The sequence below is a fragment of the Desulfobacula toluolica Tol2 genome (genome assembly GCF_000307105.1).
GTDB lineage: Bacteria > Desulfobacterota > Desulfobacteria > Desulfobacterales > Desulfobacteraceae > Desulfobacula > Desulfobacula toluolica.
Genome location: NC_018645.1, coordinates 3,569,444 through 3,584,121, shown reverse-complemented (window position 1 = coordinate 3,584,121; position 14,678 = coordinate 3,569,444). Strand labels below are relative to the sequence as shown.

Genomic DNA, 14,678 nt, shown 5'->3' with positions numbered 1-14,678 from the left:
GGGCTGGAAAGGAGGTTTTCATGAGTGCTTTCAAGGATCAGCTGCAGGTGGATCTGGATGCTGCGTTTTTCAATACGGATGAGTTTGCCAAAACCGTGGTTTACACGCCAAAAGCAACGGGCTTGGGAGTGTCCATTGCCGCCCTGGTCGAATACGGGGTACAGGAAAACAACAGTCATGGCAAAAAAGGGGATGACTATACCTGGAACGTGATCTGCCAGAGGGATGTGCGGTCTGCTTTTGATCGTGGCAGAACAAGGGATTTGGCCACGGTTGAGGTTAAGGCATCGGATGTGCCGGAGCCCCATTACCTGGATACCATTGAAATTGACGGGGCGGTCTGGACTGTGACGGAGGTATACGATGCTTGAAATACATCTTGATGAGCGCGGAGAACTGGCTATTGAAAATATTTCCGCATTGCTGAAAGCGTTTCCTCAGTATGCGGAACGGGCAACGGCTTCGGCTTTGAAGTCCGAAGGGTATCGTTTGAAGGGTTTGATTCAGGAGGCAATCCGGGGCGGCGGTGTTGACGGAGGCTGGGATGAGCTTAATCCCCATACCGGCGTGCTGGCAAGAGCCAAAAGGGGCAGTGTCAAGAATTACAGGATGGTCTGGAAAGGCAGGAAAGGCAGTAAAAAGCGTGTCCGGCAGTACAAGGAGGTCATGCTGTCAAAGAAAAAGGCTCCACTTTCCAAGCTGGCCGGGGCTGTGCGCTATGAGTATGATGAGGATATGCAGATGGTCAATATAGGCTTTATGCAGTCGGCAGGTGTTTCAGATTCCATGGTGAGGCTGGCCCGGATGCATGCCAAGGGTTATGAGACCCGGATCACGCCCCGGATGCGTAAGATGTTATTTGCCCTGGGGTTTCCTGTTAAAAAATCGACCACCACCCTGAAAACACCTGCAAGACCTGTCATTGAACCGATTTTCGAACAGGAAAAAGATAATATCATGGGCAATATTGAACGTAAATTTTTCCGCAGCCTGAACCGGTATTTAAGCGGGCGCGCAGTGAAAAAAGAAAGCGACTTGAATGTTTTAACAAAGGAATATCATTGATGACCACAGTTGAACTGATCGAACAGATTAAAACCGCATTATCGTCCGATGCAACATTAACGGCCTGGTGTCAACAGACCTTTGGGAAAACTCAGACGGTTTGCATCGATATTGATGAAAAAAACCCGCCGGAGCCGGAAACGGATTATCCGGTTGTTGCAGTAACATCCATCCGGCAGGTCAGGGGGGATTCTGCCCGGGAGATTTCCTGGGAATTGGAGATAGGCGTGGGGGTGATTGATGAAGAGATTATCACCAACGGCAATTGCAGAACCATGGCCGGATTTATCAAGGCGGAAACCCTGCGGGAACTGGCCGAGGATGCCCTTTACCGGGCCAGAATTGCCAGCCTTGACAGCAATGGGGAATCAGGATCGATCAGTACTTACCCATTGTTTATCAGCGGATCAGTCATACCCATTAAAATTTTAAAATCAAGTCGGCGCGGGTTACCGGGATAACTACATAAAAAAAGGAAATTAATATGCCATTAGCACCCAGTGCAAACAACGTTAGGTATAACGGCACCGGCAGGACTTATGCCGGTGCAGTGGGCGGGTCATCTTTTGACTTGCTTGGTGATCTTGAGAACTTGAATTTTAACCTGTCCGTATCAACGGACAAAATGAAAACCAATTTGCACGCATCCAGGGCAACGATCCTGGAAGTCGAATCAGAGCGGGAAGCATCTCTTAGTTTCGGTTTGCGGGAAATGACCAATGAAAACTTAAAAATGGCGCTGTTGTCAGGCAGCTTCAATGCTTTGAATCAATCTGCAAGTTATGTATATCAAGCGAACCCGACATTAGCGGCTGATCTGTTCATCGAGCTGGGTCATATGAACGTGTTTTCCACCAAGCTGACCGGAGTCATTACCGGTAGCCTGGCCGTTGGCGATACCGTGACCGGCGGCACATCGGCGGCAACCGGTAAGATTGCCTTTGTGGGGTCCGGATATGTCGAGTTAGTCAACGTATCCGGTACATTTCAGACCGGCGAGCAGGTGTATGAAACCCAGGATACCAATTACATCACGCCTTCCGGCATTGAAACATTAGAGGATGTGGTTGTAACTGATTCAACCGGTGCAATCCGGCGGGTACAAGGTACGGATTATTCCCTTGACCCGGATTACGGGTATATCCGCAAGCTGTCCACTGGCTCCATAGCAGATGAGGACGTGGCGTCATATGATCATGAGGCAGTAAACACAAAATACACCTGGGCCATGTCGGCTAGTAGTGTTCAGAAAAAACTGATTTTCGCATCCGACAAGAATGACCAGGGCCCACGAATGCGGTGGACATTTCATAAAGTTCAGATCAATCTGAACGGAGATTTTCCGCTTATCGGGTCCGGTGCGGCAATCCTGGGCGTCAATGCCACCGTCCTGGCGGACACCACTCAGCCGTCCGGGCAGGAGTATTTTAAAACTGAGATTATTGGATAGGAGTGAAGCGTAATGCAGCGGACAAAAACGATTACAATCGGTGAAAGGGATATCACAATCAAGGAGCTGAGCGTGGCCCAGATCCGGGATATGATGGATGAAATGGAAAAGGAAAAGATAACTACCATTGACCTGCTTTTCCCGGACAGCCTTCCGCCGGTTGCGATTGCGGGAAGTACCGGCATTTCCGTTAAAAAGCTGGAAGAGGATTTTTCACCTTCCGAACTGAAACAGGTTATTGACGGGGTTGAAAATCTCAACCCTTTTTTTGCCAACATGATGAGCAGAATGGCCAAAATAGGGGAAGCGGTTTTGAAAGAAAAAGCCTCGACTCCGCCTGCTGTAAATTAATCATGCTGGGGCATCATCAAGTTTGGGAATACGGCTGGAGTTTTTTTGAGGCAGCGGTGAATGAAGCGGTCAAGGCGTGTAAAAGGGATGATTCATGAGTCACGATATTGATATAAAAATCAAGACGAAAACCGAAGGGTCTGCCGAGGTACAAAAGCTTGAAAAAGATTTGTCCGCCCTGGGTAAAATCGAGTCCTTTAAAAAACTGAAAAAGGATGTCCAGGAAAGTAAAGCGGCCTGGGTTGCGGCCCAGGCAGAGGTATCCAAACTTGCAAAAGAGATCAAGGCTGCAGATCAGCCGACAAAAGACCTTTCCAACCGGTTCAATAAGGCAAAAAAAGAGGCGGGTACATTAAAAAAGGCTTTTCAACAGAATCATCAATCCTTGCAAAAATTGCGGAGGTCCCTGAAAGAAGCCGGGATTAATACTGAAAATTTAAGTGCCGAGCAAAAAAAGCTTAAACAGTCCTTATCCCAAACCCGGCAGGAATTTTCAAAGGCGGCAAAGATCGACGCCGCAAAGGGTATGTTGAATGTAAGACCATATAAAGATATTCAGAGCGAAATCAAACAGACGGGTGAGGCTTATAACCTGCTGAAGAAATCCGGCAAGCTTACCGCAAAAGAACTATCCGAGGCCAAGCTGCAGCTCAAAAAAAGAATCAGAGAACTCAAGAATGAAACCAACAGCTGGTCGGGCTCTCTTTCAACGGCATCCGCAGGCCTTGCCGCCCTGGCCGGTATCGGTTTCACCTTTGTCAAGTCATTCACCGGCTTCAGCGGATTTTCCCAGCGTATGGCGGAGGTGAATACCTTATTGGACGTGTCAAAGGATCGCCATGCCGCATTGTCAAAAGAGATCTTGACCCTGTCCACAAGGATTCCCCAGACCGCGTCTGAACTGGCCGCTGCTGAATATGATATCATTTCGGCAGGGGTTGCACTTGAAAAATCAACCACTGTTCTTGAGTTGTCTGCCAAGGCTGCTGTTGCCGGTGTTACCGACACCAAGACTGCTGTTAATGTCGGTGTCAGCGTGATCAACGCTTACGGCAAATCAATTGGTGAACTTGATGATGTATATGACATTTTGTTCCAGACCGTAAAGTCCGGTGTGACAACCTTTCCCGAACTGGCTCAACACATCGGTGACGTGCTGCCCACGGCACGGTCGGCAGGTGTGAAATTCCAGGATGTGGCGACAAGCATTGCCACCATGACCAAGGCCGGGATCAAAACCCCGCAAGCGGTCACGGCCCTTAAGGGTGCCATTACGGCCATGGCCGCTCCCGCGCCCGAGGCCAAAAAGAAATTTGAAGAATTGGGAATCACCTGGGAGGGACTGATCCCGACACTGGAAGCCATTCGCAAAAAATCGCTTTCCATGGATCAATTGCGGATGTTGATCCCGGACGTGGAAGCAAGAACAGCCGTTATGGCCCTGACCCAGAATCTGGACGGGCTCAAGGAAATAACGGACGGTATGACCAAGTCAGCCGGTTCCATGCAGGACGCTTTTGACAAGATGAAGGACACGCCGGAAAATCAGATCAAGCTTTTTAAGAACGAAATCAGCGAGCTTGGCATTGAGCTTGGCGGTTTAGTCTCAAAGGGTTTGCTTCCGGCGTTAAAGGGCATCCGGTTGTTCAAGGATGCGGTGTCGGAAACGGATACGCCTACCAAAATTTTGCTTTCGACCTTGGCTGCAGGATCTGCCGTATTTCTGCTGTGGAAAATGGGGCTGTCAACGGTTGTGCTTGGGCTCAAAGAATGTATGAGTAATATTGCGTTGACACGGGCTTCCGTCGGATCTCTTACAACTCAGTTTAAGGCGGCTAGCCTGGCGATGAAAGCTGGCCTTATTATTAACATTGCTTACACCGGGGTCGAGATCTGGAAGGCTGTTCAGGCATTCCGTGAAATGCGTGATGCCCAGAAAGAAGCTAAGGACGCACAAAACCGGCTGTATGATTCTTCTGATAGGATCATGAAAAAGTTTCAAGAATTCAAAGATGTAAAACTGCCGGAAGATATAACAGGCACGGCCCCGGAAGAACTGGAAGAGCTGAGCAGGAAACTTGCAAAGACAAAGGCTTATTGGGTGGCCCTGCAGGTTCAGCTACAGACCAAATCTGAAAAAACTACCTTTTTGGGAACTGCCACAAAGGAAGCCATTGACGCAAAAGCTGAGCTGAAGGTCGTGAATCAGCGCATAAAAGAAATCAACAGCGATTTAAAAAAAGTTAAAACAGCCGGTGAGCAGGCAGCGGATGCCATGAAAAAACCGGCTGAAGCGGTCAAGGCGACAAAGGAGCAGCTGGACGATTTTGAAAAGCAGGCCAAGGCAGCATATAAAACCGCCAAAGCCGAGGCTGAAAAATATGCCAAAAAGGTGATTGAGTGGGAAGATAAAATCAAGACCGCCCGCATGTCCACCGCAGACAAGCTCCGGGAGCTGAACCGGAAGGGCATGACTGATGAAGAACAGTGGAACGATGAACGGTTGCAGGCGGATGAAAAGTTTTATGCAGCAAAAGAAGCCCTGAGAAATGGTGATTATAAATTAGCAGAGACTCTGGCAAAAGATGCTGAAGGCCTTTATGCCGGGCTTGCTGAAGAAATCAAAAGCTCAACAAAAGATGGTGAGGATATCATTGTCAAAAGTCTTGACACGACGAAAGAGGTCGCGAAAGATGGAGTTAAAGCTGTTGGTAATTTCATGATTGATTTGTATTCGGAACAAAAAGATAACGCCAAAAGTTCACAAGGGCAATGGGAAGAAACCGCAAAGGCAATTCAAAAGCAATTGGATGAAATCACAAAAAAGAGAGAAACAAATGTAGAGATCATCCTTGAGAATCTTGAAGACGCTCAATCTGAGATAAATGATTTAACCAGAGATGAAACCAAAACCATTACCATTACGACCATCCAAAAAACCGTAAAACAAACAGTTGAAGAAAAACAGACCGGCGGGCCTGTCGGTTTTGCCAGCGGTGGACGTCTTCCTGGTTATGGAGGCGGAGATAAGATAAAGGCACTGCTGGAAGCCGGGGAGTTCGTTATCCGCAAGGAAGCCGTTGCAAAGTACGGTGCCGGATTTTTTAGCAAATTAAACTCCATGCGCCTTAACCTGCCTGACATGCAGAGAGTAGTTAAAGCCAGAATCGGCGGGTTAATTTCAAATTTATCACTCCCTGAAATACCGGTTCAAAGGTTTGCCACCGGTGGTATGGCCATGGCCAACGGTGGACAATCCCCTTCTGAAACTCTTGTTGTCCGATTCCAGGCAGGGGACATGGAAGCCCCGGTCAAGATCACTGATCCTGATTCCCGTATGGCGATTAAAAAAATGGCAAAAGAAATGTCAAGAATGAGGCTTACCTATGCCCGGTAAATTCAGGATATATTCAACCGATATTTCAGCCACCCTGAACCCGGACAGCTCAAGTCCCGTACCGGCAACATTGATTATCTTTGATCAAGACCCTGTTTTTTCAGAGTATAATCCTGCCGGGTCTGCACAGGACAGGGGATCTGTGATCCGCACCCTGGGGGGTGTGGTGATTCAGGATTTCGGCGTGTCGGTACAGGATGGATTGATCAGCTTTTCAGATACCGCGGCATTGAACCAGGCAACCGTGACCGCCCTGCAGTCCGCATATGAAACGATTGACGGACAGTGGTATTTCACGGATGGGTACGAATGCTGGAAAGTGCAGTTCAGCAGGAATCCCAAAGGGTTTAGGGCCTGGCGGAATATCCTGTACGCATATAATAACTACACCATTTTTTCATACGAAATTAATCTGATTGTGATCAGCAAGGAGATATAGATGGCATTGGATTGGGATGTATTGCTGGACGGGGTTTCAATCAAAGAACAGATTGAAAGCTTTCAGATCACGGAAAGTAAAGGAGCTTATGCCAGAGAATTGACATTATCGGCTGCAGATCCTTCATTTTATGATCAATTTGATTTTTTAATTTTCCCCCAATTGCGCGTGGAAGTAAAAACTAAAAACGGTGATGTCTGGGTGTCACAGGGTATGTTTTATATCGAGCAACCCCCTGTTTCTGCCACACCAGATTCAACACTGAGCCAGGGAGTGTGGGGCAGGTCTGAAACAGCAAAAGCTGGGCCTCCTTTTGCAGTCAAAGTATCAAAAGAATGGGGACTGGATACAACTTGCCACGCCATAATGACTGAAATGGCGGGCCTGTGCGGGCTGTCGATCAACTTTGAGATGGACGATTATACAGTTTATGCGGGATCGTATGCGGTCGAAAGCGCATATCCCATTGATGTGATATCTGAACTGGCAACTTTTGCCGGTGGGTATGTTGGGTGCAATACGGACGGGGAACTTGTGATCAGAAACAATGTTTTTCACCCTGCAGCTGCGGATCACACCGTCACTGATATTGATATTGCGGATATTAGTGAAAGCATTGAATACCCGGAGTGGGGGAATAGAATCCTTATTAGTTCGGCGGGCAGTGAATCATCAACTTCCGTCGAATTAACTGTTCTGGATGATTCGGATTGTCTGCCCGCTGATGGCATATCAACCGGGACTATTTTTGCTTTTGTGTCCGACCAGGACGGGGCCATAGCTGATAACACCATGGTGCATTGGACGTGTGAAGACGGGATCACTTTGGGCAGTACAGATACCCCCACAGGTGAGTATCTGATGTCTGGTGGAATTTATAATGCTGATAATTATCATAAAGTGACGGTCGAATTTCTGATAAAAAGCGTTGTTGGAATCTGGGCTTATACAGACGCAGCTCATGAAAATAATTATTGGGATGAGTCTAAAACCGGATGTGTATTTGAAGGTAACGAAATTGCAGTTCATGATCCATTTACATATTGTGATCAAACCTTGGTTATTTCATATATTACTGAGGGTTGTGCTGTAAACACTGTTACAGCAGGTAACACGGCTTTTGATGTAAGTGTTACAGCTGAATGCGCTGGGGCCTCAGCCACTATGGATATCAAGCTTGGAAATATTTGTGCTTGCGGATCTTCTTTGAACGCCAAAATGTCCGGGAATGGCGTTTGTTTTGGGAATTGCGCCCAAGTTTTAGCATGGGCGACTATCAACAATAGACCTGTGATCAGCGTCATATATAATACCCGCCGAACGACAATTAAAATTCCTGAAATATAAATCAAAAAAATGGTAAAAGCCGCCAAATCTTATGAAAGGAGAGATTTGGATGGTAACGGACCAGCAAGTGAGGAGGTTATTCAAGTTGATTCAAACTGAAAAAAATTTCGGGATAGCAGCAATGAAAGCAGGTATGGATGAAAAAACGGCTCGAAAGTACCGTAAAATGGGCAAATTGCCAAGCGAACTTAAACAGGAGCATAACTGGAGAACACGTAAGGACCCGTTTGAAGACGTATGGGATGGTATCAAAGGAATGTTATCAATAAATCCGGGGTTGGAAGCCAAAACCATTTTTGAGGATCTTCAAAGAAACCAGCCAAGCCGATTTGCCGATGGGCAGTTGAGGACCTTGCAACGGAGGATAAAACATTGGAGGGCAACAGAAGGACCGGGTAAAGAAATTTTCTTCGCTCAAATTCATAAGCCGGGCGAATTATGCCAGTCTGACTTCACCCATATGGATGAGCTGGGCATCACCATATCCGGCGTTCCTTTTGATCACATGATTTATCATTTTGTTTTAACCTATTCCAACTGGGAAACCGGTACCATATGTTTCTCCGAGAGTTTTGAAAGCCTGAGCCAGGGCCTGCAAAATGCTTTATGGGAATTGGGCGGTGTACCGTATCATCACCGCACAGATCGCTTGGCTGCCGCTGTCAACAAGGAGACCCACCCGGAAGAGTTCACCCGCAGATATCAGGATCTTGTCGACCATTACGGTCTGACTCCTTCTAAAACGAACCCGTCCAGCCCCAATGAAAATGGTGATGTGGAGCAGCGCAATTACCGGTTCAAAAAAGCCGTTGAACAAGCCCTGTTATTGAGAGGTCACCGGGATTTTAAAGACCGGGAAGAGTATGAGAGTTTTCTGTCCAGGTTGTTTGGGCAACTGAATGCCGGCCGAAAAGGCCGCCTTGCAGAAGAAGTGGAACTCCTGCATCGGCTCCCCAAACGCCGGATCGACTCATGTAAAAAACTGGATTTAAAAGTCGGTCCCAGCAGTACCATACGAGTCAATCACAATGTCTACTCAGTGAACAGCAGGCTCATAGGAGAAAAAATACAGGTTCGTCTTTACATGGAATGTCTGGAAATCTGGTACGGACAGAAAAAGATCGACACCTTGCCACGGTTACGGGGTGAGGGGAAGCACAAAATCAATTACCGGCATATCATTGACAGCCTGGTCAAAAAGCCGAGGGCGTTTGAAAACTACCGCTATCGTGATGCCATGTTTCCCACCAGCCGTTTCCGGATTGCCTATGACTATTTAAAAGAACGCTATACTGTTCAAAGCGCTGCCTCAAGATATTTGAAGATTCTATACCTTGCCGCAAAAGACAGTGAAGTGGCTGTAGACAGTGCTCTGACGGTTTTAATAAACGAAAGCCATGAAATCAGCAAAGATGCGGTTCAGCGCCTTATGGAATCCAATGCCCCTGTTGCCGGACCAGATGATATCCATATTCCGGCAGTTGATTTAACCCTTTATGACAAACTTCTCAAGGAGGTGGCAGCATGATGAGTGATCATGACCAGATCATGAACCATCTCAAGAGTCTCCACATGCCGACCATGCGCCGCAGCTATGAAGAAATGGCAGATCAGGCCCGGGCGGAGTCATGGGGGTATGAACAGTATCTTTTACAGCTGCTGAATCTTGAATGTGAAGTGCGGTGGCAAAACCGGATAGCACGGAACCTGAGGGCATCCAAGCTGCCACCGTCAAAGACCTTTGAAAATTTTGATAAAAAACGCCTTCCCATAAAGGTCGCTAATCATTTGAATGTACTGATCGACGGCTCTTTTTTAAGCCGATCTGAAAATATTTTGGCCTTTGGGAATCCGGGAAGCGGGAAAACCCATCTGTTGTGTGCCATTGGCCATGAATTGATTGCAAAAGGAAAGCAGGTCCTTTTCATCTCATGCAGCCAGCTTGTTCAGGAGCTGCTGATCGCCAAAAGGGAGCTTGAGTTGACAAAAAAGCTCAAAAGCCTCTCCAGGTTTGATGCCGTGATTATCGATGATATCGGATATGTCCAGCAAAGCCGGGAAGAGATGGAGGTGCTGTTCACCTTCCTGGCAGACCGGTATGAGCAAGGCAGTCTGATGATCACCAGCAATCTTCCCTTTTCCAAGTGGGAACAGATTTTTAAAGATCCGATGACGACGGCTGCGGCTATCGACAGGCTTGTTCATCACAGCATTATCTTTGAATTGAATGTTGAGAGCTATCGCATGGAGCAGGCCAAAAAGGAGGCAAGATAATGTTCGAACACGATATGGAAACAGCATATACCAGGGAAGAACTCGTAGAAATTGTCAAAATGATACGGCTGCATTTATACAATAGAGGCCTGCACTGTGGCGCCAGGGTTATAAGGGAGGAAATGGAGAATGAGAATATCCAGCCAATACCTTCTGTGAGAACTATTGGGCGTATATTATCACGACATGGCCTAACACATGGCAGAACCGGTTTTTATAATAATCCTGTTTAAAAACAGATGAATAATAAACGGCCATTTTTTTATGCGAAAATCACATATTTTTTTTGTAAAGCGTTGTACGGTTATCTATAATCTTTGAATGGCAAGGCTTTCGGGTTTTTTTATTTAAAAAGGAGATGGTATGCGTGGAGGATATAGAGGAAAACCAAAACCGAAATTGCCGTCACATCTAAAGCGTGTTCATGTGAATGCCCGCATCCAGCGGTGGATGCTTGATGAGCTCAAAAAAAGAGGTGAGGTTGGGATAATTTTGGAGGATATATTGATTAAAGCGGGTTTCAAGTATCAAGCAGAAAAATGAAGAAAAACAATATGCCTCCGGCGGCCCTACGGGGTATTTGTTCCGCGCTAAGGCGCGGGGATTTAACGCATGAAGGACAAAAACATGGGGGGAAGGGCAGAATACATTGGACAGCATACTGCCCCCCATGTCTTCGTCACCAGTCACGGCGCTCGGGTTGCTTCCCAGCAGTTGCCCTATCCTCCAGACCGGCGTGAGGGATATTATCAATGTTACAAAAAATATCAAGTCAATAATGAAAAAAAATATAAAATCAGCAGGTTATAAAGGAATGAGAAACGGGAATTTTAATTGTCGTTGAAGGAAAAAAATATTTGTCGTTGATCATTGTGACATTATAGATGATGAAGACGGCCCTATTCCTGATGAACCTCCCACGCCTTTGCCTGAACCTGATCCTAACCCTGACCCATGGTATCCGATTATTCCTGATCCTGGGTTGCCCAGTGTGGGAGAAGAAGAAATACCAGCCCCTGGTGATGGCGAAGGTGACGGAAGTCTTTTCCCCGGCGAAGGTGAAGGTGATGTTGCCCCCGGACTTGGTACTGATGATGGAGGTAGTGTAGGGGGTAGCGGTGATGATGGAGGCGGTGGAGGAAGCTCAACCTCACCAGTAGATCTCACACCCGGCCCAATAACTCCTTGTGATGCCATGATTTTAAGTAAAATGGCCTCTTATGATAATTTAATGGGAGATGACCGTGAAAAAATGCGGTTCGGAGTATCAAGTGCCTCAGATTGCCCTGACCAGGCCTGTACCTGCTCTGAGATATGTGATTCAGAGATTCATGAAAAAGGGAACACTTACGATTATTCAAAAACGCTACATGAGCAGGCAAGCGATGCATACGATGCTTATTCAGCCGGGTATTATGAAGAATTCAACCGGCTACAGGAAGAACATATGGCTGAATGCGAGGCTCATTGTGAGCAGGTACGAGAGGAAGAATGCGGCTGTGAAATGGTTTCTGGGCCTGACGTTCTTGCTCCCGGTGAATCGGCTGAATATGTTTGCAGCGATGGAACTACGAAATTAATCACTATGCCGGAAGGCGCATGTGGAACACAAACATTTACAGTGGGTTGTTGTTCCGTTGATGTTAGGGCAACCGTTGGACAATGGGTTTTTATAGAACGTGAAAATTTTCCAGTAACAGACTGTTATTCTCATTATTCAACCGACTGCGTTAAAGACATTATTGAAGGAAGGTATAAATATAGAATACGAGATTCAAGGCGCACAAATGGTGTGTATCCAAGAGGTGAAAACTGTACGTTTACTTCGGCAAAATCGGGATGTTTAGTTGATATATACGGCCCTATTCCTGATGCTGATGCTTATTATGAGGTAGCAGAACATCAAGATATTTATGAGTGGCAATGTTGAAGGAGAAAATATGAAAACCGCAGAGAAACAAATAGTTTCAATGCTGCAGGCGTTTAATAAAACTGACGTGCTGAAAGCTTTTGAGTTATACCAGGATGAGAATGCTTTACGGCAGGAATTGCAGACAAGTGGTTTGTTCCCGCAAAAAACAAAACCTGAGAACCAGGAATTTTATTTTTTAGACAATGCTTATTGGGTGCAGTCTCTTAAAAAAAGACAGGAAGATATTAAAAAAGCTGTTGAAAGCATGAAAGCAAAACAAAAAATGCGGAAACCGAAACAAAAAACAAGCATGGGTTTAAAACGGTCACAAATCAAATGCCCTGCCTGTAATGCACTTATGTATAAACAGGCCGTTTGCGGCGGGTGTGCCGACGGGAAGAAAGGTTACAAGATCAGGTTGATCTGTGAGGAAAACCCGGACCATGAAGTACTTTTGTGAAAAGGGGGTTAGATGTCGTATACAGCTAAATCGGTTATCCTGGATATCGCTGATAATTGGGGAAGTAGTGATTATCTGAATATTAGATCTATAGAATTTACTTTATCAGGAACTCCAATTTCAATGATCAACACGGCTTTTTCTGTATATGCTACGAGCAGTAGTCCTGGCCCCTTTGATCCTTGGCGAGCATTCGATACATCCCTGACAAAGATCAATGATCGGTATGAAACGTCATGGATGTCATCGCATTACAACATAACCAATCAACGGCTTATTATTGTTTTTAATTCTGAGCAGACATTTGATGGTATCACGATAAACAATGGGCATTCAAATGGTAATGACACGGATTATGGTGCTAAAAATGTAAAAATTCATATAAGCACTGATGCAATCACTGATACAACTTATAATGCTGCAATATCAAATAGCACAAAAATATATGATGGTACTTTTGATCAGCATAATGCCAGTAATAGTGCCGACGATCAGATATTAACCCTTATTGCCACCACCGTCCTTGAAGATATGGCAATGGATATTGAATTGTGGCAATCCAAACTTAACGATGCCCCCCTTGATATCCATGTGGCGCAGTGGACAGAAGAAGACGCAAAACTTGATATTGCCGCCTACTTTCAATCAATGACTGATATGCCTATTGATGCCCAGGCGGCGGCATGGGCAAGAAAAAACAATAAACTGGATTTGTTTATTGGTTCCCAGGAGATTGAAGACACCCCTCTAAATATTCAACTTGCAAAAGAAGATATAAAAAACATTCTTCTGGATATTTCCCTTGCGGATGGAATTATCACCTTGGATGCAGCAATGGATATCGCCCTGGGGGATGGAAACAATATAACAGATATAGGCATGGACCTTATGGCGATCGGAACAATTCCGTCTTTTCAGGCGGTTTATGCAATGAATCTGGACAGCATAATTAAGGAAATATAAAAAATGACAAAACCGAACACATACTGGCTTTTCAACAATACCGCAAATGATGGGGAGAACACTGGCAACGCCACAGGTGGTGCTGGTGGATCTTCTTCAAATTGGGTAGTTATTGACCTTACAAATGATGCATTGGCATGGTGTTCTGAACAGCAGACAGATGGCGACGCTTTAACCGGTACAAGATACCCGAGTATTATTCCTGATTCAGGGAGTAATGAATCGGAGAAAACTTTTATTAAAGACAATTCGGAATCAGTTTTTGACCAAGTATTTTTGGCCGGAACCAGTGCAGGGGAACAGTCTGGGGGAGACAACCGCTATGTATTCGCCATCTATTTTGACGGTGCAACCGCAGGTATCCCTTATCTTGAAGCCTGGGATGACAATACCCATGCCACGGCAGAAGATAACTTTTTAGGGTCTGGAACCCCTGCAAATTCATCCATCCGGGCCATTGCCACCACAAACGCAAGTCCAGGGTCAGCAACCTGGGCCGGAACACCGTTGGCCGGTACGGATTCCAGGATTGAGCTGGATACAGCAGCCTTATCAGCAGGAAAAAATCTGTATTTCAATATCAAACAGCTTGTAACGAATGGAACCCATACGCCGGGGAGTTCAACGGATTTGGTACTGACTTTGCGTTATCTGTACTCATAGGAGGGGGCATGAAAACACTCAGTGAAATTATTGAAATATGTAAATCAGGTGGGAAGCCTGATGTGAATGATGCAAGGATGGCGATATGCGCTATGGATGCTCTCATAACTTTTGATTCGACTCATTTTATGAGAATGGCTCAAAGAGAAATGGGTGGAAAGAAACCCGGCCTATTTACCGCTGAGCGCAATTATGAAAAGCATTTTAATCGAGTAAAGCGAGCGCTCTCAAAATCCCCATTGGCTTGGTTAGGCACCAACAACAATCCAGACAATCCCAAAGTTCAGAAGCGTAGAAATATTTCTAAAAAGATTTTCAATCGAGTTCAAGATAAGTGTTCAACTAAATAAGGGAGCT

The 14,678-nt window shown here is 45.9% G+C and carries 17 protein-coding genes; 16 read left to right on the top strand and 1 reads right to left on the bottom strand.

Going from position 1 to position 14,678, the window contains the following annotated elements:
* The first annotated feature begins 20 nt into the window (after nucleotides 1-20).
* The 11 genes from TOL2_RS16270 to TOL2_RS16220 all read left to right on the top strand — a co-directional run bounded on the left by TOL2_RS16270 (nucleotide 21) and on the right by TOL2_RS16220 (nucleotide 10,556).
* On the top strand, nucleotides 21-371 hold the full coding sequence (locus TOL2_RS16270) for a head-tail joining protein (protein WP_014958408.1): 351 nt from the start codon (nucleotides 21-23) through the stop codon (nucleotides 369-371).
* Nucleotides 364-1,065: a hypothetical protein gene (locus tag TOL2_RS16265; protein WP_014958407.1), complete on the top strand. Its 702-nt coding sequence runs from the start codon at nucleotides 364-366 to the stop codon at nucleotides 1,063-1,065. Before TOL2_RS16270 ends, TOL2_RS16265 begins: the two co-directional genes overlap by 8 nt.
* Nucleotides 1,065-1,526, top strand: coding sequence for a hypothetical protein (locus TOL2_RS16260; protein WP_014958406.1), 462 nt, complete (start codon nucleotides 1,065-1,067; stop codon nucleotides 1,524-1,526). The genes TOL2_RS16265 and TOL2_RS16260 overlap by 1 nt, the downstream gene beginning before the upstream one ends.
* A 23-nt stretch (nucleotides 1,527-1,549) precedes the next feature.
* The gene (locus tag TOL2_RS16255; protein ID WP_014958405.1) at nucleotides 1,550-2,515 is read left to right on the top strand and encodes a hypothetical protein; all 966 of its coding nucleotides are present in this window, start codon (nucleotides 1,550-1,552) and stop codon (nucleotides 2,513-2,515) included.
* 12 nt (nucleotides 2,516-2,527) lie between these two features.
* The gene (locus TOL2_RS16250) at nucleotides 2,528-2,866 is read left to right on the top strand and encodes a hypothetical protein (protein ID WP_014958404.1); all 339 of its coding nucleotides are present in this window, start codon (nucleotides 2,528-2,530) and stop codon (nucleotides 2,864-2,866) included.
* A 94-nt stretch (nucleotides 2,867-2,960) separates the two neighbouring features.
* Complete coding sequence (locus TOL2_RS16245) at nucleotides 2,961-6,263, top strand: phage tail tape measure protein (RefSeq protein ID WP_014958403.1); 3,303 nt, start codon at nucleotides 2,961-2,963, stop codon at nucleotides 6,261-6,263.
* On the top strand, nucleotides 6,253-6,702 hold the full coding sequence (locus TOL2_RS16240; protein ID WP_014958402.1) for a hypothetical protein: 450 nt from the start codon (nucleotides 6,253-6,255) through the stop codon (nucleotides 6,700-6,702). Before TOL2_RS16245 ends, TOL2_RS16240 begins: the two co-directional genes overlap by 11 nt.
* The gene (locus TOL2_RS16235; RefSeq protein ID WP_014958401.1) at nucleotides 6,703-8,049 is read left to right on the top strand and encodes a hypothetical protein; all 1,347 of its coding nucleotides are present in this window, start codon (nucleotides 6,703-6,705) and stop codon (nucleotides 8,047-8,049) included. It begins immediately after the preceding gene.
* A gap of 88 nt (nucleotides 8,050-8,137) precedes the next feature.
* Entirely contained in the window at nucleotides 8,138-9,577 is a 1,440-nt protein-coding gene (gene istA, locus TOL2_RS16230) for an IS21 family transposase (protein ID WP_083863884.1), read from the top strand.
* Nucleotides 9,574-10,323 (top strand): IS21-like element helper ATPase IstB, encoded by a 750-nt coding sequence (gene istB, locus TOL2_RS16225; RefSeq protein ID WP_014956934.1) that lies wholly within the window; start codon nucleotides 9,574-9,576, stop codon nucleotides 10,321-10,323. The genes istA and istB overlap by 4 nt, the downstream gene beginning before the upstream one ends.
* Nucleotides 10,323-10,556 (top strand): hypothetical protein, encoded by a 234-nt coding sequence (locus tag TOL2_RS16220; RefSeq protein ID WP_041279361.1) that lies wholly within the window; start codon nucleotides 10,323-10,325, stop codon nucleotides 10,554-10,556. The genes istB and TOL2_RS16220 overlap by 1 nt, the downstream gene beginning before the upstream one ends.
* Before the next feature lie 178 nt (nucleotides 10,557-10,734).
* Here TOL2_RS16220 and TOL2_RS24970 read toward each other — a convergent pair whose 3' ends face one another.
* Complete coding sequence (locus TOL2_RS24970; protein WP_158406074.1) at nucleotides 10,735-11,076, bottom strand: hypothetical protein; 342 nt, start codon at nucleotides 11,074-11,076, stop codon at nucleotides 10,735-10,737.
* A 238-nt stretch (nucleotides 11,077-11,314) separates the two neighbouring features.
* On the opposite strand from TOL2_RS24970, the gene TOL2_RS16205 reads away from it, so the two are divergent.
* The 5 genes from TOL2_RS16205 to TOL2_RS16185 are packed head-to-tail and all read left to right on the top strand — an operon-like array spanning nucleotide 11,315 to nucleotide 14,671.
* Nucleotides 11,315-12,253, top strand: a complete 939-nt coding sequence (locus tag TOL2_RS16205; protein WP_148278135.1) for a hypothetical protein — start codon at nucleotides 11,315-11,317, stop codon at nucleotides 12,251-12,253.
* A 10-nt stretch (nucleotides 12,254-12,263) separates the two neighbouring features.
* On the top strand, nucleotides 12,264-12,695 hold the full coding sequence (locus tag TOL2_RS16200) for a hypothetical protein (RefSeq protein ID WP_014958398.1): 432 nt from the start codon (nucleotides 12,264-12,266) through the stop codon (nucleotides 12,693-12,695).
* A gap of 12 nt (nucleotides 12,696-12,707) precedes the next feature.
* Nucleotides 12,708-13,658, top strand: coding sequence for a hypothetical protein (locus TOL2_RS16195; protein WP_148278134.1), 951 nt, complete (start codon nucleotides 12,708-12,710; stop codon nucleotides 13,656-13,658).
* A 3-nt stretch (nucleotides 13,659-13,661) separates the two neighbouring features.
* Complete coding sequence (locus TOL2_RS16190) at nucleotides 13,662-14,321, top strand: hypothetical protein (protein ID WP_014958396.1); 660 nt, start codon at nucleotides 13,662-13,664, stop codon at nucleotides 14,319-14,321.
* 8 nt (nucleotides 14,322-14,329) lie between these two features.
* On the top strand, nucleotides 14,330-14,671 hold the full coding sequence (locus tag TOL2_RS16185) for a hypothetical protein (RefSeq protein ID WP_041279572.1): 342 nt from the start codon (nucleotides 14,330-14,332) through the stop codon (nucleotides 14,669-14,671).
* The last annotated feature ends 7 nt before the right edge of the window (nucleotides 14,672-14,678 follow it).